We start from the raw sequence: 22,762 nt of genomic DNA, 5'->3' as shown, positions 1-22,762 counted from the left end.
TTCACTGGGAGCCTGCTGCTGACGAATGGATGTCTGGGGTCGTGCCGGCTTCGGGATGGAGGGCCCGGATGACCGCCGTCACAAGCCCTTCAGGGGTGGACTCGCCTGCCGTGGCAGCAACGGTCAGGCCCAGGGCCTCAGCTTCCGCCGCGGTTGTCTTCCCGATGGCAACGAAGCGGCAGGCTCCCAAGGGTGAAAGCGCCGCGTGGATGCGGCGGGCGGCACTCGGCGAAGCCGCGACGACGGCGGCAATCCCGCCGTCGGCCATGCGGGCTTTTGCTTCCGCCGGAGTCACCAGGAATGAGCCGCCGTCGGAGTCCGCACCGCCGCCGGCCGACGTTCGGTCCGCGGCAAGGCGGCGGCCCGGCCCCGCCGGGTAGTCCACCGTGTGGTAGGCCACCACCGTCCGCACATCCGCGCCTTGTGCCTTGAGTCCGCGGGCAAGCGTGGGAGCTGCGATATCGGCCTGCGGCAGCAGCACCCTGGCCGGCCCCCCGGGCCATTCCCCGGCAAGACCAGCCGCGGACTGTTCGTGTTGGGGGACGAAGTGCACGGCGATCCCGGCGGCCTCCAGTGCGCTTCGGCTGGACGGTCCCACCGCGGCCACCCGCGTTCCCGACGGTATCCACCGACGCAAGGCCACGTTTCTTTCGGCCGCCTTGTGCTCCAGCGCCAGGACGCTGGTGGCGCTGCTGACCACGAGCCAGTCAAAGTCGCCTGCGCCCAGGCCATCGAAGGCATCGTCCAGGGCCGCCTGGTCCGCAGCGCGTTCGAAGTCCGTCAGCGGCAACAGCAGCGGCTCTGCACCGGCCAGCCGAAGCTGTGCTGCAAGGGCGCCGGCGCGTTCCGAGCTCCGGGTGATCAGTACGCCGTCGCCCGCCAGCGGGCGCCGCGTTTCAGAGAACTCTCGCGTTTCAGGAAACTCTTCTTCGGGGCGCTGCGCGTCCTGGTTCCGGGCAGAGCCGATCGCCGGACCTTCGCCGCTTCGTTCCATAAAGTGGTCCCCGCCGGCCGGTCAGGACGCTGTCAGGTCCGCGATGTCCGCAGCCCCTGCGGCCAGGAGGACTTCCGCCAGTTCGATGCCGAGCAGCGTCGCGCCAACTTCGGTCAGTCCGTCCGTGGCCCGCTTGTCGCGCACTGAAGCCGTACCGTCGACGGCGCAGACCACTGCTTCGAGGTGGAGCATGCTGCCCTTGCGGTAGGCGTAGGCGCCCACGGGGGCGGCGCAGCCTGCCTCGAGCCGGGCCAGCAGCGCACGCTCCGCGGTGACGGCAAGCCGGGTGTCTTTGTCGTCGAGGGCCGCCAGTGCCTGTGCGAGAACGCCTTGCGAACCCTCGGTGGAACCTGCTTTTCGGGGGGCATCGGCTGTGCGGCATTCGATGGCAAGGGAACCCTGCCCCGCGGCCGGCAACATGATGTCCGTCTCCAGGTATTCGGTTACGGTGTCCAGCCGGCTGATGCGCTCCAGGCCCGCAGCGGCCAGTATCACGGCATCGAGATCACAGGATTTTCCGTCCACTACGGCGTCGGTGGCGTTTCCGGGGAGGCCCGGAACGCGCCCAAGGCGGGTGTCCACGTTGCCGCGGATGTCCACGATGTCCAGGTCAGGGCGGACCGCACGGAGCTGGGCGGCCCGGCGGGGCGAGCCGGTGCCCACCCGGGCGCCCTTGGGGAGATCAGCCAGCTTGAATCCGTCGCGGGAGCACAGGACGTCCCGGACATCCACGCGGCGCGGAGTCGCGGCGAGGGTCAGCCCTTCCGCCGGGCCCGTGGGCAGGTCTTTGAGGGAATGCACGGCGACGTCGCACTCGTTGCGGAGCAGGGAGTCCCGGAGTGCGGCCACGAAGACACCGGTGCCGCCCATCTGTGACAGCGAACCCTTAAGGACGTCGCCCTCGGTCCTGACGTGGACAAGCTCCACGGGGAAACCCCCGACGGCGGCCAGCAGGTCAGCGGTCTGCTGTGTCTGGGTGAGGGCCAGTTTGCTGGCCCGGGTGCCGATCCGTACAGTCACTGCGCGTCCTGCCTCGCTGAAGGATGGGGGTCGTGGCCGGTGCCCACAGTGGTATCGGCACCGGCGATGGTTGGCTTTTCGCCGCGGAAATTTGCGCAGCACCCGGGACGGCAGACGTCGTACCAGGGCCCGAGCGGTGTCGCCGCAGGGCGGTCCGCGATGTTGTTCGCCGCGGTGCGTTCGCAGATGAGGTCCACAAGGCCTGATACAAAACGGTGGTGGGTCCCCGGCGTGGGAACGCGGGTTGCGGCGAGCCCGAGGTTGCTGCAGGTCTCCATGGCTTCCGTATCGAGGTCCCACACCACTTCCATGTGGTCGCTGACGAACCCGAGCGGAACGATCACGATGCCTTTGACTCCCTGCTTGGCCAGGTCCTCAATGGCGTCATTGATGTCTGGTTCGAGCCAGGGCACATGGGGGGCGCCGGAGCGCGACTGGTACACCAGGGACCACGGTGCGGAAAGGCCGGATTCGTCTTCGACGCGGCGCATGACCTCGGTTCCGGCGGCCAGGTGCTGGGCGACGTAGGCCGAGCCCTCGGCAAACTCGCGGGGTTCGTCCACCGAACGTCCGGCAGCATCAGCGTCACGCGTCGGGATGGAGTGCGTGGCGAAGAGAACATGGATGGGGGCCCCGGAGGTTCCGGCTGCTTCCAGCTGGGACCGGACGTCGGCGATTCCGGCGGCCGTGCCTTCGATGAAGGGTTCCACGAAGCCGGGGTGGTCGAAGTACTGGCGCACCTTGTCCACTTCGAGCTTGCCATCGAGGCCCGTCTCGGTCAGTGCCATGCCGATGTCCTCGCGGTACTGGCGGCAGCTGGAGTAACAGGAGTAGGCGCTGGTGGTGACCATGAGCAGCTTGCGGTGGCCGGCGTCGTAGGCGTCCTGCAGGGTCTGCGGGATGTAGGGGTCCCAGTTGCGGTTGCCCCAGAGCACCGGCATCCCGATGCCCCTGGCCGCCAGCTCCGCTTCCAGCGCCGCCTTCAGTTCGCGGTTCTGCTGGTTGATCGGGCTGACGCCGCCGTTGGCACGGTAGTGGTGCGACACCTCTTCCAGCCGCTCATCCGGGATCCCGCGCCCGCGGGTGACATTCCGCAGGAACGGGATGACGTCTTCCTGGCCTTCCGGGCCGCCGAACGAGGCGAGGAGAACGGCGTCGTAATCCTTGGGCGCCATCCGGCCGGCTTCCGTCACCGCGTTCACGGCAACGGCGGATTCCTGGGGACCCAGCGGGCTCATGCCAGGACCTCGGCAATCTCCCCGGCAGTGATCCGGCGGCCGGTGTAGAAGGGGATTTCCTCGCGGACGTGGTTGCGGGCCTCGGTAGAGCGCAGGTGGCGCATGAGATCCACGAGGTCCACGAGGTCGGGAGCCTCCAGGCCGAGGATCCACTCCCAGTCGCCGAGCGCGAACGAAGACACGGTGTTGGAAATAACCTGCGGGAAGTCGCGGCCCAACAGTCCGTGGTCCCGCAACATCTGGCCGCGCTCATCCTCCGGCAGGAGATACCACTCGTAGGACCGGACGAAGGGGTACACGCAGAGCCATTCGGCCGGTGCCACGCCGCGGGAGTAGGCCGGCGTGTGGTTCTTGGCGAACTCAGCCTCGCGGTGGACACCCATGGCGGACCACACTATTTCCGTTCCGGCAAACAGCTTGCTGCGGCGGATGTCCCGGATGGCCTGCTGCAGCGCCTCAGGTTTGGGCCCGTGCAGCCAGACCATGATGTCGGCGTCGGCGCGCATGGCGGAGACATCGTAGCTTCCGCGGTGGGTCACCCCGCCCTCTGCCAGGCGCGCCACGAGGGCGTCGAAATCTTCGGCAGCATCAGCGGTGCGGAGGACGTCTGCGGAGCGCTTGAATACGGTCCAGAGGGTGAAGAACTGCTCGGCTGTTTCTTCGGCTTTGGTGACAGATTCGGCAGGAGTGTGGCTCATGGATACCATCCTGCCCCTTTCATGCTCCCAAGTCGAAAAACTCCACTTCTACGGCGTGTAGAAGTGGCTTATTTCACAGCATCCTGCTGTCACAGGGGCCTGCGAATTCTCAAAGCGACGAGGCCGGCGGCACCGGCGAGGACCACGAGCCCGGCTCCTGCCCAGACCAGCGGCCAGGCAGCGCTGCCCTGCGAAACGCCAAGAACTGCGCTTTCGGACGGCGCATGCGCTGTGTAGCGGGAGTCTATGGTCGCCATGTTCATCGGGCCGGACAGTTCTGCCGCCCCCCACACTCCGGAGGCTGTCCCGGTAGCGCCGAGCCCGTGGGCGCCCAACGCCGCAGCGGGCCTGCCGATTGCCTCCGCCAGGGAATGCGTCTTCGCGGAAGTTGACGATCCGGATGCCGGAGCCGCCGCGTCCTGCGGACCAACCCCGGATGACGGCAGCGCGGGGCCCTGCGCCGGGGCTCCGGCTGCGGGGGCGGCCCCGGAGCCAGTCGACGCCGGCGAAGACGCCTCCGTGGGAGCACTTGCCGATGTCCCGGGTGGCGTAGCCGTGCCGGCGGGAGCCTGTGAAGGCGAGGAAGACGGCGCGGAAGCCGTAGCGGACGGCGAAGGGAGCGGCGCAGCCGGCGACGGCGTCGTGGAAGGCGACAGCGACGGCTCGGGCGATGTGGGCACCGACGGCACTGGGGACAGCGTCGGCACGGTCGGCGTCGGCACTGCCCGTTGCGGCACGGTGGGCGTCGGAACCGGGGACACTGGCGGGGAGAATGACGGCGAAAGGGCGGGTGTCGGAGCCGGCGGGTCCGATCGCCCCGCCAATGCTGCCGCGGCCCAGGCCTCGAGGCCCGTACCGCCGGAGCCCGAGTCACCAGGGCCCGAGTCTCCGGAGACCAAGTCGCCACTGACCGTGGCGCTGACCCTCGTGCCGGCCGGAGCCGGGCTTGAGGTGCCGCCTTCTTCCGTGTCTGTGAGAGACCCGAGGCTAACAGCGTGGGATGCAGGAACACCTGCGGACAAGACCAGTACCGCTCCGAGCGCAGCTGCTGCAGTGCCGCGCCGAAGTCCCCCATGGAAACCAGTCAGCGTACGAAAATTATCGGACTTCTGATTGACCATAGTCATCGACCCTAGACACAAATCGCCGCCGGGAAAAACTTGCGGTCAGGGCCGCCAGCAGGTATCGCGGGCGGTCGTACAGCAGCCTGGCCCGCGCCGTGCACAGGCCGGAACGGGCCCGTTCATCACCGGCTCCGGACGGAAAAACAGGCTAGTGGAGGACGTCTTGCAACTGTTTGCGGGTGTCCGCCACCACTGCGGCCAGCCCGTTTCCGGCGAGCCATCCGCCCACCAGCAGCAGTCCCTCGCTGCCGGCGCAGATCCTGCGGACCTCGGCAACCCGCTGCCGGTGCCCGACCGCGGCAAAAGGCAGCGCGCCGGCCCATGACACGACATCCCAGTCCACCAGGCTGTCCGCACTAACGGGCACGGTCAGCAGGGCGGACGCGTCGCGCATTGCCTGCTCAAGCAGCGCCGCGTCGGCGCTCAATTCCGGCGTGTCGGCGGCCGGAGCGGCGCTGTCGCGGCGGCCATACGACAGCCTCAGGACATGCCTGCCCGGGCCGGCCGCCGCCGCCAGCCAGTCCCACTTCGCTGTGGCATGGGTGAGCGCCTTGGCGCGGATGCCGGGGGTCTGCGGAGCCACCAGGATGCCGGTTCCGCGCGGACGCCGGTCCAGCTCAGGGAGATCCACAACAAGTGTTACCAGTTTGACTTCCGGGCCGGGGCCGGGCCGGTGGCCGGCCAGGGCCGGCACGGCGTCCTCAAGAAGCCCGACGGCGGCAGGACCGTCCAGCGCGATCACCAGCACACCGGCGTCGTACGTTTGTCCGTTGGCCCCGTCTTCCGGAGTCCCGGTTCCGCTGGTACGGATCCGCCAGCCGTCCGGGGTCCGCGCCGCCGAGTCCGCCCGGGCGCCGGTCACAAGCCCCACGCCGCGGCGGCGTAGATCGGCCACGAGGGCTGATACCAGGGTGTGCATGCCGCCCCTCAGCCCGGCGACGGCAGAGCCTGCCTTGGCTGCCGCTGCCCCCTCGGCGGGCCGGCGGCGCTGGGCCGCCACCGCGGCGGCCAGCGAACCGTGCCGGGTGATCCCGGCGCGGAGCCCGGGAGCCACCATGTCCACGTCCAGGAGTCCCGGATCAGCCGAGTGCACGCCGCCCACCACGGGCTCTACCAGGCGGGTCAGGACACGCCGCCCCATCCTGGCGCGGACCAGCGAGGAGACACTCGCGACATCGGCTGTGGTGCCCACGGACGCGGGCAGGAACCTGTCAAGCGAGGCGCGGAGCGAACCGCCGAGCCCGAGGGACCGGCGCACTTCGGGGTCCCACGGGTTCGCCGGAATGCCCAGCACACCCGTCTTGGGAAGCTCACGCGGGCCGTCCGGCAGCTGCACCCAGGCACCGCCGGGATGCGGGGCAACAATGTCTTTGGTCAGGCCCAGCTCCGTCGCCAGATCGGCCACGGCGCTGGAGCGCGTGGCGAACGACTCGGCGCCGCTGTCCAGGTCCAGGCCGGCGACCTCATGGCGGCCGACGCAGCCGCCCCACGAGTCCGTGGCTTCGAGCAGCGTGGTGTCCAGTCCGGCCTGCGCCAGTTCCCGGGCTGCGAGGAGACCGGAGATGCCGCCGCCCACCACCAGGGCCGTCCGTCCGGCAACAGGAGAGCTGCCCGCACCCATCGCTTTACTCCGGGGCGATGGAGTGGATAAGTTCGACGACGCGCGTCAGCACGTCCGGGTCCGTTTCCGGCGGCACGCCGTGGCCGAGGTTCAGGACATGGCCCGGCGCCGAGGCGCCGGACGCGATGACTTCCCGGACATGTGCTTCGAGCACCTCCCACGGGGCGGACAGGAGCGCCGGATCGATGTTGCCCTGGAGCGGCACGGTGCCGCCCAGCCGGCGGTTCGCTTCGTCAAGCGGCAGTCGGTAATCGACCCCCACCACGTCCACGCCGACGTCGCGCATGGCCACCAGCAGTTCCGACGTTCCGGTGCCGAAGTGGATCAGCGGTGCGCCCAGGTGCCGGACGTGGTCGAGGGCGCGCGCCGAGGCCGGAGCCACGGACCTGGTGTAGTCCGCGAGGCCCAGGGATCCCGCCCAGGAATCGAACAGCTGTCCCGCAGAGGCGCCGGCCTCCAACTGGGCGCGCAGGAACATGCCCGAGGCGTCGGCTGCCCAGTTGGCCAGCGCCGTCCAGGTTTCCGGGTCCGCGTGCATCATCGTGCGCGGGCCGAGGTGGTCGCGTGAGGGCTTGCCCTCCACCATGTAAGCGGCCAGGGTGAATGGCGCTCCGGCAAACCCGATCAGCGGCGTCTTGCCAAGCTGTGCCACGGTGAGCCGGACGGCCTCCCGGATCGGCTCCAGCGCCTCCCACGTGAGCTTGGGCAGAGCGGCGACATCGGCGGCGGTGCGGACCGGTTTGTCCAGGACCGGGCCGACGCCCGGGACGATGTCCACTCCCACGCCGGCCAGCTTGAGCGGGATGACGATGTCCGAGAAGAAGATCGCCGCATCGACATCGTGGCGGCGCACAGGCTGCAGCGTGATCTCGGAGGCAAGCTCAGGGCGCAGGCACGAGTCCAGCATGGCCACGCCTTCGCGTACCTTCAGGTATTCGGGCAGGGACCGCCCTGCCTGGCGCATGAACCACACCGGCCGGCGGCTCGGCTTCCCGCCGCGGTAGGCGGTGATGAGGGGCGAGTCGGAAGTGCGCCCGTCCACGAGCGGATGGCCTGCATCAAGAACCGTGCCATCTGATGTTGCAGCGCTAGAAGTCATGCCTTTGATTGTGCCGAAAATCGCCACTAAAAGATAACGACAGCCTGTCATCCCCTGGCCGGAATTAGCCCGCGTGGCAGGAATCACAGGCTGTTGGACCGGGCATTGCGGCCAGGGGTTGTTCTACGTGGTTGCGAAAAAGCTATGATTGTCCTGCTGTGGTTCTTTTTTCATTGGTGGCTACACACGCCGACATCGACCTCGAAACCGTTGCTCAGCTAAGCAACGGTTCTTCAGGCATCGCTACATCCTCCCTCGCCGGATCGCCGGCAGTGACGGGTGCGGTTGTCCTTGCCACCTGCAATCGCTACGAGATCTATGGCGAAGCTCCGCACGCGGATGACGTCGAAGCCGCGCGGGCCGCCCTGGTGGGACAGATCAGCGAGATGAGCGGACTCAGCGAACAGCTCGTGTCCCGTTCCTTCAGCACACGGACCGGCCCGGAAGTCAGCCAGCACCTTTTTGCCGTCAGTTCGGGCCTTGACTCCGCGGTCGTCGGAGAACGGGAAATTGCCGGTCAGGTCAGGCGGGCGCTGATTACCGCGCAGCATGAGGGCACCGCCAGCTCCGGCCTGGTCCGGCTCTTCCAGGCAGCGTCCAAAACGGCAAAGGACGTCGGTGCACAGACGGCGCTCGGGTCCAGGGGCCTCTCCATCGTCTCGGTGGCCCTCGACCTCGCGACTGACCTCTCCGAAGACGCCGACTGGTCCACCAAGAAAGTCGTGGTGTTCGGCACGGGCGCCTATGCGGGCGCCACCATGGCGCTGCTGCGGGAACGCGGCTGCAGCGACATCTCCGTCTTTTCATCCTCAGGCCGCGCGGCCACTTTCGTGGCAACGCGCGGCGGTACCGCGCTCGACGGCGACACCCTGCGCCCCGCCGTCGCCGCCGCCGACGTCATGATCGGCTGCAGCGGTTCGGACACCAGGGTGGAGGCAGCGGAGCTCAACGAGGTCCGTGCCGGATCCACCCGGCCCCTGATCGCCATCGACCTGGCACTCACCCACGATTTTGATCCCGCGGTGGGAGAGCTCGACGGCGTTGAGCTCCTAACGCTGGAATCCGTACGCCTGGCAGCTCCCCAGGAACAGGCCGAGTCCCTGACTCAGGCCAGCAGCATCGTTTCCGGCGCCGCCGAAGCATTTGAACAGGAACGCGAGGTCCGGTCCGTGGACTCGGCCATCGTGGCCCTGCGCCGCCACACCATGAACGTGCTGGACGCGGAAATGGAAAAGGTCCGCGCCCGTCACGGCTGCACCGCGGCCGCTGAGGAAGTCGAATTCGCCCTGCGGCGTATGGTGAAGCAACTGCTCCACGTCCCCACCGTCAGGGCACGGGAGCTTGCGGCCAAAGGTCAGCAGGACGATTACGTTGCCGCACTGGAAACCCTCTACGGCATCGCCGTGGAACAGCCTGCCGCCAAGGCCACGGCCGAATGCCCTGTGGACCACGGCGTACCGGCTCCCTCCCAGCTCCCTGAGGCCGGGTCCCGCAGGAACTCCGCCTAGCCTTCTGCACCTGCGCCTGCACGGGTCCTCGGGCCGCTGAGCCGTCGGGTGTTGGCATCGCCGGGTCCAAAAACGCAACACCGAGGCCGGACTGAAGCCCAAGCTTTCCATAGGTTTTGTGCGCACCATTGGGGCTACCGCGACGCCTACTTGGAGGTGCGACCTTGGATTCACGTTCACGCACAATTTCGGGCCCGGTCCTCAGCCGACGACGATTCGGACTGGTAGTAGGTGGTCCATCCGGACCACCCGGTGACCAAGACGTGTTGCCATGGCCGAGCTGATAGCCCACGACGGACGGGCCTTCCGCGACACGTCCAGCCCGTCGGCGCCTGCACGGCCAATTTCCGCCACTGGCCCCCTGCGGACCAGCATCGTCAATTTCGGCGCTGCCGAGCGCTATGACATGCTCCTGCGACCGCCTGCGACCGGGACCTACAAGCTCACCGTGGACCTGCTGCACTGGATCACCGGCGAAGTCATTATGTCCCAGCAAATTCCGATCATCGCGGGGTGATATGCCCTGCCCCACCGACAACACGGCGCCCCTGTCAGTAGACGGGCTTCTGGGGCTCTACGTCCCTGACCCAGGCGAGGATGCCGCCGTCGAGATGGCTCACGCGCTGGTAGCCGGCCTTCCTGGCGGCGGCCAGCACGGCCGCGGAGCGTGTTCCGGCCTTGCAGTGGAAGACGATGTCCCTGTCCTGCGGCAGGTCGCCCCAGGCCTCGCCGGAGAGGATCCGGCCCTGCGGGATGAGCACGGAGCCCTCGATCCGGACGATGTCGTATTCCCCCGCTTCCCGCACGTCAACGAGATCGAAGTCCTTCAGCCCGGCGTCGCGGGAGGCCAGCATCGTGGCCAGCTGCGTCGCCGTGACGGTGTGCTCCGTGTCGGCGGCTTCCGCCGGGGCGATTCCGCAGAATACCTCGTAGTCCGTCAGCTCCGTAATCCTCGGTGCCGCCGGGTCCTTTGCCACCCTGATCTCGCGCCAGCTTCCGCCCAGGGCGTCGTACAGCGCCACCCGGCCGAGCAGGGAACGTCCGACGCCGGTGATCAGCTTGACGGCCTCCGTCACCATCAGCGCTCCGACCGCAGCACACAGCATTCCGAATACACCGCCCTCGCCGCACGACGGCACCGAGCCCGCCGGCGGAGCTTCGGGATACAGGTCCCGGTAGGTGGGGCCGTGGTTTTCCCAGAACACGCTGACCTGTCCGTCGAAGCGGAAGATCGAACCCCACACGTACGGCTTGCCCAGGATCGCCGCGGCGTCATTGACCAGATAGCGGGTGGAAAAGTTGTCGGCTCCGTCAAGGATGAGATCGTAGCCGGCAAAGAGATCAAGGGCGTTGGAGGCATCCAGCCGGACATCGTGCAGGCGGACTTCAACCAGCGGGTTCAGCGCCACGATGGCATCGCGCGCCGACTCGATCTTGGGCCGCCCCACGTCGGCCACCCCGTGGATGATCTGGCGCTGCAGGTTGCTCAGGTCCACGTCGTCGTCGTCGATGATACCGATGGTCCCGACGCCGGCCGCGGCGAGATACAGCAGGGCCGGCGAGCCGAGACCGCCGGCGCCGATCACCAGGACCCGGGCGTTCTTCAGACGCCGTTGGCCAAGAGCCCCGATCTCCGGAATGATCAGGTGCCGGGAATACCGCTCCACCTCTTCGGGCGAAAGTCCGGACGCCGGATCGACGAGCGGTTCCAGTGGGATGCGGGCTGTATTTGCGGTGGACGGAGAAGCCATACTTCAATGTATGCCTGAAGATACCGCGCGGTCATATTACCCCCGGGTAAAGTGAAGCTAACTGAAATGGAAAGAAGGCCACAGTGGTTCACGATGCACCGGTTGATCGAACTCAGGCTGCGCATTCCTCTTCCGGCGCCCCCCGCGCCGCCGGGCAGCGGTCGGCCAGGCTGCCCCGCGACGAGCGCCGTGCCCAGCTGCTGACGGCCGCGCAGGAGGTCTTCGTCGCCAATGGGTACCACGGCGCCGCAATGGACGAGATCGCGGAAACTGCCCATGTGAGCAAACCGGTGCTGTACCAGCACTTTCCGTCCAAGCGCGAGCTCTACCTCGCGCTCCTGGACAGCCACCTCAGCGCGCTGACTGACCTCATGATGGGGGCGCTCGACTCCACCACCGACAACAAGGAGCGCGTCCAGGCTGTCATGCGGGCCTACTACCGCTTCATCGACAGCGACGACCAGGCGCACCGGCTTGTCTTCGAGTCTGACCTCATCAACGATCCCGACGTCAGTTCGCGCCTTGAGACTTTCAACAAGGCTTTCGCCGACGCCATCGCGCGCGTCATTGCGGAAGACACCAAGCTGCCGCTCCTGGAGGCCCAGCTGCTGGGCCGGGGTCTTGCCGGCATGGCCCAGGTCAGCGCCCGCTATTGGCTTGAGACGGACGGAAACCTGGACCTGGATGTGGCCAGTGACCTGATCTACCGTTTAGCTTGGCGCGGAATCTCTCGCTTCCCCAAAGAGACCTAGACTACAAAGGGAGAACTACCTTTGGAAATGATTCAACATTGATTGGCTGGGAGGCCTTGCTGTGGAAGTAAAGATCGGCATTCAGAACATCGGCCGCGAAATTGTGCTGGAATCGACCCAGGATGCTGACTCCGTGGCCAAGGTTGTGTCGGAGTCCCTCGCGAAGGGCACGGAGCTGCGGCTGAGCGACGAGAAGGGCCGCCAGATTATTATTCCGGCCAGCGTTCTGGGCTATGTCGAGATCGGCGCGGAAGAAGTCCGCCGGGTCGGCTTCGGCGCACTCTAGGCCAAGCCGTGCTGTCCCTCGTCATCGTCTTCCTGGTCACCGTTGCTGCAGGCTTCATTGTCTGGGCCAATGACAAGCGCCATGCCAAGTACGGCATGATCCTGCCGGCAGGCGTGGCCACGGCGGTTGGGATGCTCGCCTGGATTATCTGCATCTGGGCGGGCCTCGGCTACCAGCCGGGCCTCACGTGGATTCCGTGGATACTTCCCATGGCGGCCGGCACCTCGGCGGCTGCAGCGGTAGCGGTGTTCCTTGGCCGGGTCCGTTCCAGGCAGGACACGCAGCGGCTGACCGCGGCCCTGAAGATGTAGGGAGCCACCCGCGACCCGGCTGGCTCAAAGATCCGGTCCGTGGCCTTCCTCGGTGCACAGGCACAACCGGTTACCCTGAGCGTCAGTGACCACCACCCACATGGGTGCGTGGTCACTGTTCATTAACGCGCCGGTTGCCGCGGTCTTGTCCAGGACGGGCGCGGATTCAGCCTTGGACCGGTGGATGTCCAGATGGAGGCGGTTGTCATTCGGGGTATCCGTTTCCTGGAACCACAGACCCGGACCGCGGCCGTAAGGGTCCACAAGATCGCCGAACCGGCCCTTCTTATAGCCCAGGGCAACGCGCCAGACCTCCGATATCTCTGTTGCGGCCGCCGTATCGATCCCAATATCCACTGTGCGGTACAGTCCCGGCTCCGCCTGGGCACCCGCCGCTGCGGCTGCCTCGCTGACCGCGGCCGCGGCGCCGACGTCGCGTGCCGTCACCTCCGTTCCGGCGTCATGGGAACTGAACCGGATGAACACGCGGTTGTAGCGCCAGTCCAGGTCCGGATGGTGGTTGCGTTCTTCCGCAAGGCGCCCGACGGCGGCAATCAGCTCAAGCGCGCCGGCCGCCGTCGGCGTCTTATAGACGGTGACCAGTCCGCCGAGCCGGTAACGCCAGTCCGGCAGGCCCCCGAGGGCCTCGTCGATCTGGGGGCGGGTGAGGATGTCGTCCGTGGCGGCCACTGCTGACTCCTTGGCGAGGTTACGGGCTAAGCCTGCCCGCCGGACGGGCCGCGGTGATCCGGGTTAGAGGAACTCCGCCCGGCCTTCCATGGCCGATGACGCCAAGGCATGCTCGCGGCGCGGGATCCGCCCGGCCGCTTTCGCCAGCCTACCGGCGATAACCGCGTGTTTGAAGGCCTCCCCCATCAGGGCCGGGTTCTGCGCCCGGGTCACGGCGGTGGCCAGGAGCACGGCGTCGCAGCCCAGCTCCATGGCCAGTGCGGCATCGGAGGCTGTGCCGATGCCGGCGTCCAGCACCACCGGGACGGAGGCGCGGGACACGATCAGCTCGATGTTGTGGGGATTCAAGATTCCCAGGCCGGTGCCGATCGGCGATCCCAGCGGCATGACGGCCGCCGCACCCAGGTTTTCAAGGCGCAGCGCCAGGACCGGATCGTCGTTCGTGTAGGCGAAGACTTTGAAGCCGCGGCTGACGAGCTGTTCGGTGGCATCCACGAGTTCCACCGCGTCCGGCAGGAGAGTGTGCTCATCGGCGATGACTTCGAGTTTGACCCAGTCCGTTTCCAGGGCCTCGCGGGCGAGTTCCGCCGTCATCACGGCGTCGCGTGCCGTGAAGCAGCCGGCCGTGTTCGGCAGCACACGGATGTTGTGGTCAAGGAGCAGCTGGAACAGGGATCCGGTTTCGGCGGGCGAATAGCGGCGCATGGCCACCGTGGTCAGTTCGGTGCCGGAGGCCAGGAGCGCCGCGCCCAGTCCGTCCAGGCTCGGAGCCCCGCCGGTGCCCATGATCAGCCGCGAGGTCAGCTCCACGCCGTCGATGACCAGGGGGTCTGCCTTGAACCCCGCCCTGCCCGTCGCCTTATCAGTCGTGCCGGTCGCCGCTGTCGTTGTTTCAGTCATCGTCCTCATCCTCCCTGAACTGCCGTGACGAGTTCGATTTCATCGCCCTCGGCGAGCGCCGTGCTGTTCCACTGGCTCCTTGGCACAACCTCCGAATTGCGGGCCACGGCCACGCCAAGCCGCTGGCCGTCGGCCGCCTGCCCGTTTGCAGCCAGTGTCCGCCCGGTGACGTTGCTGACCAGAGTTGTCACGGAGGCGCCTGCGCCCACTGCGTGTTGGTTGCCGTTCAGTGTGATGTTCATGCTGGTTCCTTGTCTCGGTCAAATGTGACTGTGCCCGTTGCGCAGCTGGCCGGTGTGCCGTTGCCCGGGGCGGCTGCGCCCGCCGCGGCGGGGCGCCCGGCCGAAAACCGCTCCGGACGGAAGGCGTGCCAGCGTTTGTCCTCCACGCCGTCCATCAGCCCGCGGCAGATGGCGGCTGCGGCTGGCGTCAGCAGCACGCCGTGGCGGAAGAACCCGGTGGCGATGATGAGCCCGGCAACAGTTGCCCGCAGCCCCCCGTCGGCCGCAGTGCCCGCCCGGCCCGCCGTGCTTCCGTGCCGCACGGTGCTGCCCTGCCCCGCCGTAATGCCGCCGAGGGGTACGCGGCCCAGCAACGGGGCGTTGTCGGGGGTACCCGGCCGGGCCCTGGCGGTCGATTCCAGGAGCTCGAGTTCTGCCACGGCCGGCACCAGCACCTGGGCGTCGCGGAGGAGCTGGTAGACCCCGCCGGCGCTGGGGGCTGAATGCCCGTCCTCCCTCTGGGTGGCGCCGATAACCACCGTTCCGTCCTGCCGCGGAACAAGATAGACGGGTATTCCGCGGACAATGCCCCGGACCGTGGCCGTAAGCAGCGGCCGGAGGTGCGCGGGAACCCGGAGCCTGAGGATGTCGCCGTAGACCGGGCGCAGGGGCAGCTTCAGCCCGTCCGGCAGTCCATCCAGCGACGCCGCCGCGAGTCCGTTGGCCACCACGGTTTCGGCGGCACGCACAGTGCCGCCGCCCGCCAGCCGGACGCCGCAGACCCGTTCGCGCTGCCCGCCGTCCCACAGCAGGCCGGCAGCGTTTTCCCTGATCTCATAGCCGTTTTCTGCACCGGCAACGGCCGTCCGCGAACCGGGTTCGTGGCGGGCCAGCGCAGCTGCGATGCTTGCCACCAGCATCCGCGGATCAACCTGGTGGTCAGCCGGGATGTCCAGCGCACAGGAGATGCCCGGGCTGAGCAGCGGCTCCCGCGACCGGGCCTCACGGATGGTCAGCGGCGCGACAACCAGGCCGCACGCCTGCTGGACTTCCCGAAGGTCCGTCAGGGTGCGGCGGTCGGCGGGGTCCGCACCGACGGCGATGGTCGGCGTCGAAAGATAACCGGTCTCCCTGCCGGCTCCGCCATCGGCGAGCGCCGCGGCGAAATCGGGCCATCTGGCAGAGGATTCGAGCATCAGTTCCAGGAGTTCCTGCTCCTGGTAGTGCAGCTCGCTGACAGGGGCGAGCATTCCCGCAGCGGCCCAGCTGGCCCCCGTCCCCGGCGCATCGTCAATAAGCACCACTGAGCGTCCTGAACGCCTCGCCTCCCAGGCAATCCCGTGGCCGATCACGCCGCCGCCGATGACGGCAACGTCAGCGTGCAGCGGTTCCGCGGCAGAAGTGTTTGTGGCGGAAGTGCTCCCGCCGGATCCAAGCTGCATGGAAATCCTTCCCTACGCCGGTACTAACCGGATCAGGTCAAGCGGTCGGCTCTTACGCCCTCTCAGCCCTGCGGCGTTTGTGACAGCTGCAGCGGGCTCCCGCGGTACCTGCCCAGTTTAGAGGAACTAGGCTGGTTGCCATGACCGCGCATGATGTCCACACCACCGCCCGACTGTACCTTTGCACCGATGCCCGCAAGGAGCGCGGCGATTTCACCGATTTCGTTGATGCGGCCTTCGCCGGAGGGGTGGATATCATCCAGCTGAGGGACAAGACCATCGAGGCGGCCGAGGAACTCGAACTCTTGGAAGTTGTGCGCCAGGCAGCCCACAGGCATGGCCGGCTCTGGGCCGTCAATGACCGGGCAGACATTGCGTCGCTGTCCGGGGCCCCGGTGTTCCATATCGGCCAGAAGGACCTGCCGCTGCGCTCCGCACGGAAGCTGCTGCATGACGCCACGGTGATCGGGCTGTCCACGCACACCCCTGACCAGGTGGATGCCGCGATCGCCGCCTCCCCCGGGCGAAGCGGTCTGGACTATTTCTGCGTTGGCCCGGTGTGGGCCACCCCCACCAAACCCGGCCGGGCCGCCGTCGGGCTCGATCTTGTCCGCTATGCGGCGGAGGCCGTAAGGGCGGCGGACGAGGAAAGGGTCGGCGGCCTGCTGCTGCCCTGGTTCGCCATCGGCGGGATCGACCTCACCAACGTGGAGCAGGTCGCGGCAGCGGGCGCCGGCAGGATCGTCGTCGTCCGGGCTATCACCGAGGCGCCGGATCCGGAGGCCGCGGCAGCCGAACTGCTCGAGGCCCTGGATGCGGGAGCGGAGAACGCCGGAGTGAAGGGCGCAGGCGCGCCGGTGGCAGGCCTGAACTAGCCGCTCAGACCGAGCTGCACCATCCGCCGGGAATGGTTTTCGGCGAGCTCGGAGGTGAGGCTGCGCACCCGCTCCCGGGCCGCGGCGTCGTCAGCACCGCTGTCCGCTTCAGTGATCAGCTCGGTCAGGAAGGCGTGTTCATAGCCCACGCGCTGTGCCTGCGTGAGCGCCTCTCCCAGGAGCCGCCGTCCCCACAACGCCAGCCGTGAGGCGAGCCGGGGATCATCGGCAAGGGCCACCCTCAACCTCTCGCGGAGGACCGCCGTCGCTTCCTCGGAGGACTGGATCTGCTGAATAAGCTCCCGGGTCCCGGCATCCACGTAGCGGGCCACGGCCTGGTAGAAATCGGCCGAGACCGTGTCCACCACATAGGCCTTCATCAGGGATTCGTACCAGTCCGCGGGCCGCGTCCGCTCATGAAAATGGTCCACCGCTGCCTGGAACGGGAGCATCGCGTCCTCGACGTCAACGCCCATCCCGGCGAGCCTCTCACTCACGAGCTCGTAGTGCTGGAATTCGATGACGGCAATCCTGCCGAGCACCGCGCGGTCGTGGAGCGTGGGCGAGTAGCGGGCGTCCGACGACAGCCGTTCGAAGGCGGAGAGCTCGCCGTATGCCATCACCCCGAACAGATCAGCGACGAAACGGTCGTACCGAGCGGTGTCAGCCGAGGATGTGCCCATAATCCAAGACTAACTGCGGAAATCGGGCTAACCTGATTTTCGTGCCACATCATCGCCTATCCCCCAGCGTCCATGAACAGACCAATGCCCTGGCGGAGGCCCTGAGTGCGCTGCGGACCGAGCTGGAGCTCCCGGGGCAGTTCCCCTTGGAAGTGCTCAAGGAGGCCGAGGCGGCTGTGGCGCAGCGGCAGCTCCCGGAGCTGGACTTGACCGACGTCGAATTCCTGACCATCGACCCGCCATCCTCAACCGACTTGGACCAGGCCCTCTTCATCGAAAGATCCGCAGACGGCTACCGCATCCTGTACGCCATCGCCGATGTGCCGTCCTTCGTGGTGCCCGGCGGCGCCCTCGACGCCGAAACCCGCCGCCGCGGCCAGACCTTCTATGCTCCGGACGGCCGCATCCCCCTGCACCCCGAGGTCATCAGCGAGAATGCGGGCAGCCTGCTCGCCGGCCAGCTCTGTTCGGCGTTCGTTTGGGAGTTCGAACTCGACGCAACGGCCGAGGTCGTCTCCGCCCTGGTGCGGCGGGCGATGGTCCGCAGCCGTGAGAAGCTCAATTACAAGGGCGTCCAGACCGAGCTGGATGCGGGAACCGCCTCCCCGCTCCTGCAGCTCCTTCGCGAAGTCGGGCTCAAGCGTGTCGAGCTCGAGCGGGCCCGCGGCGGTGCCAGCCTGAACATGCCGGAGCAGGAAATCGTGCAGCTTCCCGACGGCGGTTACCGGATTGTGGCGGCCCCGCAGCTTCCGGTGGAGGACTGGAACGCCCAGATCTCCCTGATGACCGGCATGGCGGCAGCCTCGCTGATGCTCGACGGCAAAGTGGGCGTCCTCCGCACAATGCCGGCCCCAGACGAACGCTCGCTCGCCCATTTCAGGCGCCAGACCGATGCATTGGGCAAGCCGTGGGACGGAAAAGTCAGCTACGGGGAGTACCTGCGGACGCTGGATCCCACCGACCACCGGCAGCTCGCCATCCTGCATTCGGCAGGAATGCTCTTCCGCGGAGCCGGGTACACCTATTTTGACGGCACGGTTCCGGACGACGCCATCCAGTCCGCCATTGGCACGGCGTACGCCCACACCACCGCGCCCCTCCGGCGGCTGATCGACCGCTTCGTCCTTGTCATTTGCGAGGCGCTGAGCAATGACCGCCCCGTTCCGGCCTGGGCCCGCGCAGCGCTGCCCTCCCTTCCCGACATCATGGCGTCCTCGGACCAGCTGGCCGCCAAGATGGAGCGGCTGGCCCTGGACACCGTGGAAGCGGCCCTGCTCAGCAACCATATTGGCCAGGAATTCGACGCCGTGGTGATCTCAGGGTCCAAGCCCGCCAAGAACAACGGCAATGGAAATGCGAACGGAAACGGGAACTGGAAGGGTTCAAACGGCAGGGCGTCCAACGGCAAGGCGTCCAACGGCACTGGCCCGTCCGGCATCGTCCAGATTGCCGAACCTGCTGTCACTGCCCGCTGCGCCGGCGAAATGGAGCCGGGCACCAAAGTCCGGGTCCGCCTGATCTCCTCGGACATCGCGACACGCGAGGTGCACCTCGAACTGGTCGGCTGACTCGGGCCAGGAAGCTGATGCCTCGGCGTTGACTTGCCGCTACGCAGCGCCTTCCTGCCCTGATGCGCCTTCCTGCTGCGCTGCGCCTTCCTCCTCTGCTGGCCCTACTCCTGCCCGCGCTCCGCCGCGCACGTCAGGGAAACGGGTTTTGCCGGTTAGACTGGAAGGGTAGATATGGATGCCCGGTCGTTGATTTCCTTAATTTTCGAATTCAACAAGCCCGCCCCTACGCGATCTTGAGACACACCCGCTGGTCCCCAGTGCCAGTATTTAGATAGCCCGCGATCGGCTTCCACTGGATTTGCTTGCGCGCCTGAGCGTGCTCCGGAACGGCCCTTGCGGCTGGCCGTTGAGCAGGCGGCGCCAATGCCCAAATGAATAAGGAAACTCCACTGTGAGTGAATTGCATACCCACCAGCTTCTCTCTGATGACTCCGGAATCGAGACCATCGAGCCGGAAGAAACCATCATCTCGGACGAAAAGCCGCACGAGATCGCGGAGAAGACCTTCGCGGACTTCGACGTCCGCGCCGACATCGTGGAGTCCCTTGCCGACGCCGGCATCACGCACCCCTTCCCGATCCAGGCCATGACCCTACCGGTCGCCCTCAGCGGCCACGACATCATCGGCCAGGCCAAGACCGGCACCGGCAAGACCCTCGGCTTCGGCATCCCGGCGCTGCAGCGCGTCGTCGGACCGGACGACGCCGGCTATGACTCGCTGCCCGCGCCCGGCGCCCCGCAGGCCCTCGTGATCGTGCCGACCCGCGAGCTTGCCGTCCAGGTCGCCAATGATCTGCAGAACGCCGCCCGCAAGCGCAACGCCCGCATCACCACGATCTACGGCGGCCGCGCGTACGAGCCCCAGGTCGAGGCGCTGCAGAAGGGCGTCGAGGTCGTCGTCGGCACCCCCGGCCGCCTCATCGACCTCTACAAGCAGAAGCACCTCGTGCTGAAGAACGTCAAGATGGTCATCCTTGACGAGGCCGACGAAATGCTTGACCTCGGCTTCCTCCCGGACGTCGAGACCCTTATCGCCGGCACCCCCGCCGTCCGCCAGACCCTGCTGTTCTCGGCCACCATGCCCGGACCGGTCGTCGCCATGGCGCGCCGCTACATGACCAAGCCCACGCACATCCGCGCGGCCGACCCGGACGACGAGGGCCTCACCAAGCGCGACATCCGCCAGCTGATCTACCGTGCCCACAGCATGGACAAGATCGAGGTGGTGGCCCGCATCCTGCAGGCCCGTGGCCGCGGCCGCACCATCATCTTCACCAAGACCAAGCGCACGGCCGCCAAGGTTGCCGAGGAACTGGTGGACCGCGGATTCGCCGCGGCCGCCATCCATGGCGACCTCGGCCAGGGCGCCCGCGAGCAGGCCCTGCGCGCCTTCCGCAACAACAAGGTGGATGTCCTTGTGGCCACGGACGTTGCAGCGCGCGGCATCGACGTCGACGACGTCACGCACGTCATCAACTACCAGTGTGTTGAGGACGAAAAGATCTATCTGCACCGCGTGGGCCGCACCGGCCGCGCCGGCAACAAGGGCACCGCCGTGACGTTCGTGGACTGGGACGACATGCCGCGCTGGGGCCTCATCAACAAGGCATTGGGGCTGAGCGTTCCGGAGCCCGTCGAAACGTACTCCTCGTCGCCGCACCTGTACGAGGAGCTGGACATCCCGGAAGGCACCAAGGGCAGGCTTCCGCGCAGCAAGCGCACCCTGGCTGGCGTCGACGCCGAGGTCCTGGAGGACTTGGGAGAGACCGGCAAGAAGAACTCCCGCACCAGCGGACGGGACAGTGGCGGACGCGAAAGCGGCGGACGCGAAAGCGGCCGTTCCGGCGGCCGCGACGGCGCACGCTCCGGCAGCAGGGAAGGCAGCCGCCGCACCGGCGGCGAAACGGGCGGACGTTCGGGAGACCGCCGTCGTCGTTCCACCGATTCCGCCTCCGACGCCGGTAGCGCACCCGCAGCGGCTTCCGCCGCAACCGCGACAGCGGACGGCGAGCAGCCCTCACGAGCCCGTCGCAGCCGCACGCGCACCCGCCGCCGCGACGGCGAAGTGGTCGCAGGCAGCGAGTCCGCGGCAACCGGCTCACAGCCGGGCAGCACCGAGGCCTAAAAGCCTCAATGACTGAAACTGTCTGGGCGCCGGACGGCAGCAACCTGGTGGTACACGCGGACAACGCGGATTTCCTCCCCACGCTGCCGGACGGCGCCTTCACACTCATTTACGTGGACCCGCCGTTCAACACGGGACGGACCCAGCAGCGCCAGGAAACCAAAATGGTGCTCAACGCCGGCGGCGACGGCGACCGTGTCGGCTTCAAAGGCCGTTCCTACGACACCATCAAGGGCGCCCTGCACCGCTACGACGATGCGTTCAGCGACTACTGGTCGTTTCTGGAACCGCGGCTCGTTGAGGCATGGCGCCTGCTTGCTGACGACGGCACGCTCTACCTGCACCTGGACTACCGCGAGGTGCATTACGCCAAGGTCATGCTGGACGCGATCTTCGGCCGCGAGTGCTTCCTCAACGAGATCATCTGGGCGTACGACTACGGGGCGCGCGCCAAGTACCGCTGGCCCACCAAGCACGACAACATCCTGGTTTACGTGAAAAACCCGGCCAAATACCACTTCAACAGCGCCGAAGTGGACCGGGAGCCATACATGGCGCCTGGGCTGGTGACGCCGGCGAAGCGTGAGCTCGGCAAGTTGCCCACGGATGTCTGGTGGCACACGATCGTCTCCCCTACGGGAAAAGAGAAGACCGGCTACCCCACGCAGAAGCCTGAAGGCCTGGTGCGGCGGGTTGTTGCCGCCTCAAGCCGCCCGGGCGACTGGTGCCTGGACTTCTTCGCAGGATCCGGGACGCTCGGCGCCGTGGCCGCCAAGCTGGGCCGCAGATTTGTGTGCGTGGATCAGAACCAGCCGGCCATCGACGTCATGGCCAAGCGCCTGGGCGCGCATGCCGAGTTCGCCTCCTACCCGCCCGAGTGACTCGCACTTACTGTTGTTTTGAGGGCTGAAAACGGCCACCACTGCGAGTTAGTTGGGAACGGCGGTCAGCGGATGACCGCGCTGCCGGTGCCGAGCTCTTCGATCCGGGCAAACGCCTCGGGCGCCGTCAGATTTTCGCCCAGCAGGTTGGGCTTTCCCGTGCCGTGATAGTCCGACGATCCCGTAATGAGCAGGCCGTGCCTGGCGGCGAGGCCGCGCAGGAACTCGCGGCCCGCTTCGGTGTTGTCCCGGTGATCGATCTCAAGTCCCGCCAGTCCGGCGTCGATCATTTCCCGGTAGGTGCGCTCCCCCACCACGCGTCCGCGGGCGGACGCCACCGGATGGGCAAAGACCGGGACGCCGCCGGCTGAACGGACAAGTTCGACGGCGAGCGCGGGAGCCGGCGCATAGTGCTGCACGAAGTACCGCGAATGCGAGGTCAGGATCGAGGTGAACGCTTCAGTGCGGTCCGCCACCACGCCGGCGGCCACCAGCGCGTCGGCGATGTGCGGCCGTCCAAGGGTTGCCCCCGGCGCCACATGGTGGATCACGTCGTCCCAGCTCAGCGGGTAGTCCTCGGCCAATAGAGTGACCATGCGTTCGGCCCGTGTGAGGCGCGCGTCCTTGGCCTTGGTGATCTCTTCGAGCAAGCCCGGGTGGGCCGGGTCGTGCAGGTAGCTGAGCAGGTGGACGCTGATCCCCTCTTCCGTGCGGCAGGAAATCTCCATGCCAGGCACCAGTGCCACCCCGTTTTCGAGCGCCGCCCGCGAGGCTTCGTCCCAGCCGTCCGTGGAGTCATGGTCCGTCAGGGCAATGACGTCCAGCCCCGCTGCCGCCGCGGCTGCCATGACAGCGGCCGGCGGCTCCGTGCCGTCGGAGATGTTTGAGTGGGCGTGCAGATCTATCCTCACTAGCCCAGCCTAGTAGATGCCCGGCTGATACGGCCGGACGGGCCGGTGCCGCTTCGGGTTC

Annotated in this window: 24 protein-coding genes and 1 riboswitch; of the genes, 10 read left to right on the top strand and 14 right to left on the bottom strand. The window is 67.5% G+C overall.

What is annotated here, in order from left to right:
• Nucleotide 1: 1 nt before the first annotated feature.
• The 5 genes from AC1D14_RS00695 to AC1D14_RS00675 form a co-directional block, all read right to left on the bottom strand.
• Nucleotides 2–994, bottom strand: a complete 993-nt coding sequence (locus AC1D14_RS00695; RefSeq protein WP_230119089.1) for a uroporphyrinogen-III synthase — start codon at nucleotides 992–994, stop codon at nucleotides 2–4.
• Nucleotides 995–1,015: 21 nt separating this feature from the next.
• Nucleotides 1,016–2,014 carry a hydroxymethylbilane synthase gene (gene hemC / locus AC1D14_RS00690; RefSeq protein WP_230119088.1) on the bottom strand — a complete coding sequence of 333 codons (999 nt, stop codon included), beginning with the start codon at nucleotides 2,012–2,014 and terminating at the stop codon, nucleotides 1,016–1,018.
• Nucleotides 2,011–3,252, bottom strand: a complete 1,242-nt coding sequence (locus AC1D14_RS00685) for a ferrochelatase (protein ID WP_230119087.1) — start codon at nucleotides 3,250–3,252, stop codon at nucleotides 2,011–2,013. Before AC1D14_RS00685 ends, hemC begins: the two co-directional genes overlap by 4 nt.
• Complete coding sequence (gene hemQ / locus AC1D14_RS00680; RefSeq protein ID WP_230119086.1) at nucleotides 3,249–3,950, bottom strand: hydrogen peroxide-dependent heme synthase; 702 nt, start codon at nucleotides 3,948–3,950, stop codon at nucleotides 3,249–3,251. Before hemQ ends, AC1D14_RS00685 begins: the two co-directional genes overlap by 4 nt.
• 89 nt (nucleotides 3,951–4,039) lie before the next feature.
• Nucleotides 4,040–4,207 carry a hypothetical protein gene (locus AC1D14_RS00675; protein ID WP_230119085.1) on the bottom strand — a complete coding sequence of 56 codons (168 nt, stop codon included), beginning with the start codon at nucleotides 4,205–4,207 and terminating at the stop codon, nucleotides 4,040–4,042.
• Between AC1D14_RS00675 and AC1D14_RS00670 the strand changes: the two genes are divergently transcribed.
• Nucleotides 4,197–5,063 (top strand): hypothetical protein, encoded by an 867-nt coding sequence (locus AC1D14_RS00670; protein WP_230119084.1) that lies wholly within the window; start codon nucleotides 4,197–4,199, stop codon nucleotides 5,061–5,063. The genes AC1D14_RS00675 and AC1D14_RS00670 overlap by 11 nt on opposite strands.
• A gap of 159 nt (nucleotides 5,064–5,222) precedes the next feature.
• Here the strand turns inward: AC1D14_RS00670 and hemG are convergent, their stop codons facing one another.
• Nucleotides 5,223–6,695: a protoporphyrinogen oxidase gene (gene hemG / locus AC1D14_RS00665; RefSeq protein ID WP_230119083.1), complete on the bottom strand. Its 1,473-nt coding sequence runs from the start codon at nucleotides 6,693–6,695 to the stop codon at nucleotides 5,223–5,225.
• A 4-nt stretch (nucleotides 6,696–6,699) separates the two neighbouring features.
• A complete protein-coding gene (gene hemE, locus AC1D14_RS00660) occupies nucleotides 6,700–7,794 on the bottom strand; it encodes a uroporphyrinogen decarboxylase (RefSeq protein WP_230119082.1) in 1,095 nt (364 codons plus the stop codon).
• 158 nt (nucleotides 7,795–7,952) lie between these two features.
• On the opposite strand from hemE, the gene AC1D14_RS00655 reads away from it, so the two are divergent.
• Both AC1D14_RS00655 and AC1D14_RS00650 read left to right on the top strand, forming a co-directional pair.
• Nucleotides 7,953–9,302 (top strand): glutamyl-tRNA reductase, encoded by a 1,350-nt coding sequence (locus AC1D14_RS00655; protein ID WP_230119081.1) that lies wholly within the window; start codon nucleotides 7,953–7,955, stop codon nucleotides 9,300–9,302.
• A gap of 271 nt (nucleotides 9,303–9,573) precedes the next feature.
• Complete coding sequence (locus AC1D14_RS00650; protein WP_476967924.1) at nucleotides 9,574–9,819, top strand: hypothetical protein; 246 nt, start codon at nucleotides 9,574–9,576, stop codon at nucleotides 9,817–9,819.
• 34 nt (nucleotides 9,820–9,853) lie between these two features.
• On the opposite strand, the gene moeB is transcribed toward AC1D14_RS00650, so the two are convergent.
• Nucleotides 9,854–11,053 (bottom strand): molybdopterin-synthase adenylyltransferase MoeB, encoded by a 1,200-nt coding sequence (gene moeB, locus AC1D14_RS00645; RefSeq protein WP_230119079.1) that lies wholly within the window; start codon nucleotides 11,051–11,053, stop codon nucleotides 9,854–9,856.
• 83 nt (nucleotides 11,054–11,136) lie between these two features.
• Here moeB and AC1D14_RS00640 point away from each other — a divergent pair, with 83 nt between their 5' ends.
• The 3 genes from AC1D14_RS00640 (at nucleotide 11,137) to AC1D14_RS00630 (ending at nucleotide 12,402) form a co-directional block, all read left to right on the top strand.
• Nucleotides 11,137–11,805 (top strand): TetR/AcrR family transcriptional regulator, encoded by a 669-nt coding sequence (locus AC1D14_RS00640; protein ID WP_230119078.1) that lies wholly within the window; start codon nucleotides 11,137–11,139, stop codon nucleotides 11,803–11,805.
• Nucleotides 11,806–11,866: 61 nt separating this feature from the next.
• Nucleotides 11,867–12,091 carry a DUF3107 domain-containing protein gene (locus AC1D14_RS00635; RefSeq protein WP_230119077.1) on the top strand — a complete coding sequence of 75 codons (225 nt, stop codon included), beginning with the start codon at nucleotides 11,867–11,869 and terminating at the stop codon, nucleotides 12,089–12,091.
• Between the two features lie 8 nt (nucleotides 12,092–12,099).
• Nucleotides 12,100–12,402: a hypothetical protein gene (locus tag AC1D14_RS00630; RefSeq protein ID WP_230119076.1), complete on the top strand. Its 303-nt coding sequence runs from the start codon at nucleotides 12,100–12,102 to the stop codon at nucleotides 12,400–12,402.
• A gap of 24 nt (nucleotides 12,403–12,426) precedes the next feature.
• Here the strand turns inward: AC1D14_RS00630 and AC1D14_RS00625 are convergent, their stop codons facing one another.
• From AC1D14_RS00625 to thiO, 4 genes are all read right to left on the bottom strand, one after another.
• Nucleotides 12,427–13,092, bottom strand: coding sequence for a 4a-hydroxytetrahydrobiopterin dehydratase (locus AC1D14_RS00625; RefSeq protein ID WP_230119075.1), 666 nt, complete (start codon nucleotides 13,090–13,092; stop codon nucleotides 12,427–12,429).
• A gap of 63 nt (nucleotides 13,093–13,155) precedes the next feature.
• On the bottom strand, nucleotides 13,156–13,992 hold the full coding sequence (locus tag AC1D14_RS00620; protein ID WP_290369764.1) for a thiazole synthase: 837 nt from the start codon (nucleotides 13,990–13,992) through the stop codon (nucleotides 13,156–13,158).
• A gap of 5 nt (nucleotides 13,993–13,997) precedes the next feature.
• The gene (gene thiS / locus AC1D14_RS00615; protein ID WP_230119074.1) at nucleotides 13,998–14,234 is read right to left on the bottom strand and encodes a sulfur carrier protein ThiS; all 237 of its coding nucleotides are present in this window, start codon (nucleotides 14,232–14,234) and stop codon (nucleotides 13,998–14,000) included.
• Nucleotides 14,231–15,655 carry a glycine oxidase ThiO gene (gene thiO, locus AC1D14_RS00610; RefSeq protein ID WP_230119073.1) on the bottom strand — a complete coding sequence of 475 codons (1,425 nt, stop codon included), beginning with the start codon at nucleotides 15,653–15,655 and terminating at the stop codon, nucleotides 14,231–14,233. The genes thiS and thiO overlap by 4 nt, the downstream gene beginning before the upstream one ends.
• Nucleotides 15,648–15,768, bottom strand: a riboswitch (TPP riboswitch). It overlaps the preceding gene by 8 nt.
• Nucleotides 15,769–15,795: 27 nt before the next feature.
• On the opposite strand from thiO, the gene thiE reads away from it, so the two are divergent.
• Nucleotides 15,796–16,530 (top strand): thiamine phosphate synthase, encoded by a 735-nt coding sequence (gene thiE / locus AC1D14_RS00605; protein ID WP_230119072.1) that lies wholly within the window; start codon nucleotides 15,796–15,798, stop codon nucleotides 16,528–16,530.
• Here the strand turns inward: thiE and AC1D14_RS00600 are convergent.
• Nucleotides 16,527–17,213 carry a ferritin-like fold-containing protein gene (locus AC1D14_RS00600; protein WP_230119071.1) on the bottom strand — a complete coding sequence of 229 codons (687 nt, stop codon included), beginning with the start codon at nucleotides 17,211–17,213 and terminating at the stop codon, nucleotides 16,527–16,529. The genes thiE and AC1D14_RS00600 overlap by 4 nt on opposite strands.
• Nucleotides 17,214–17,254: 41 nt before the next feature.
• Between AC1D14_RS00600 and AC1D14_RS00595 the strand changes: the two genes are divergently transcribed.
• The 3 genes from AC1D14_RS00595 to AC1D14_RS00585 all read left to right on the top strand — a co-directional run bounded on the left by AC1D14_RS00595 (nucleotide 17,255) and on the right by AC1D14_RS00585 (nucleotide 21,790).
• Nucleotides 17,255–18,781: an RNB domain-containing ribonuclease gene (locus AC1D14_RS00595; protein WP_230119070.1), complete on the top strand. Its 1,527-nt coding sequence runs from the start codon at nucleotides 17,255–17,257 to the stop codon at nucleotides 18,779–18,781.
• A 394-nt stretch (nucleotides 18,782–19,175) separates the two neighbouring features.
• A complete protein-coding gene (locus AC1D14_RS00590; protein ID WP_230119069.1) occupies nucleotides 19,176–20,909 on the top strand; it encodes a DEAD/DEAH box helicase in 1,734 nt (577 codons plus the stop codon).
• An 8-nt stretch (nucleotides 20,910–20,917) separates the two neighbouring features.
• Nucleotides 20,918–21,790 carry a DNA-methyltransferase gene (locus AC1D14_RS00585; protein ID WP_230119068.1) on the top strand — a complete coding sequence of 291 codons (873 nt, stop codon included), beginning with the start codon at nucleotides 20,918–20,920 and terminating at the stop codon, nucleotides 21,788–21,790.
• Between the two features lie 65 nt (nucleotides 21,791–21,855).
• Here AC1D14_RS00585 and AC1D14_RS00580 read toward each other — a convergent pair whose 3' ends face one another.
• Nucleotides 21,856–22,701, bottom strand: coding sequence for a PHP domain-containing protein (locus tag AC1D14_RS00580; RefSeq protein WP_230119067.1), 846 nt, complete (start codon nucleotides 22,699–22,701; stop codon nucleotides 21,856–21,858).
• Nucleotides 22,702–22,762: the final 61 nt, after the last annotated feature.

It is taken from the genome of Arthrobacter sp. P1_B11 (genome assembly GCF_056406715.1).
The sequence above is the reverse complement of the archived record's forward strand: the minus strand, read 5'-3'. Positions and strand labels throughout refer to the sequence as shown.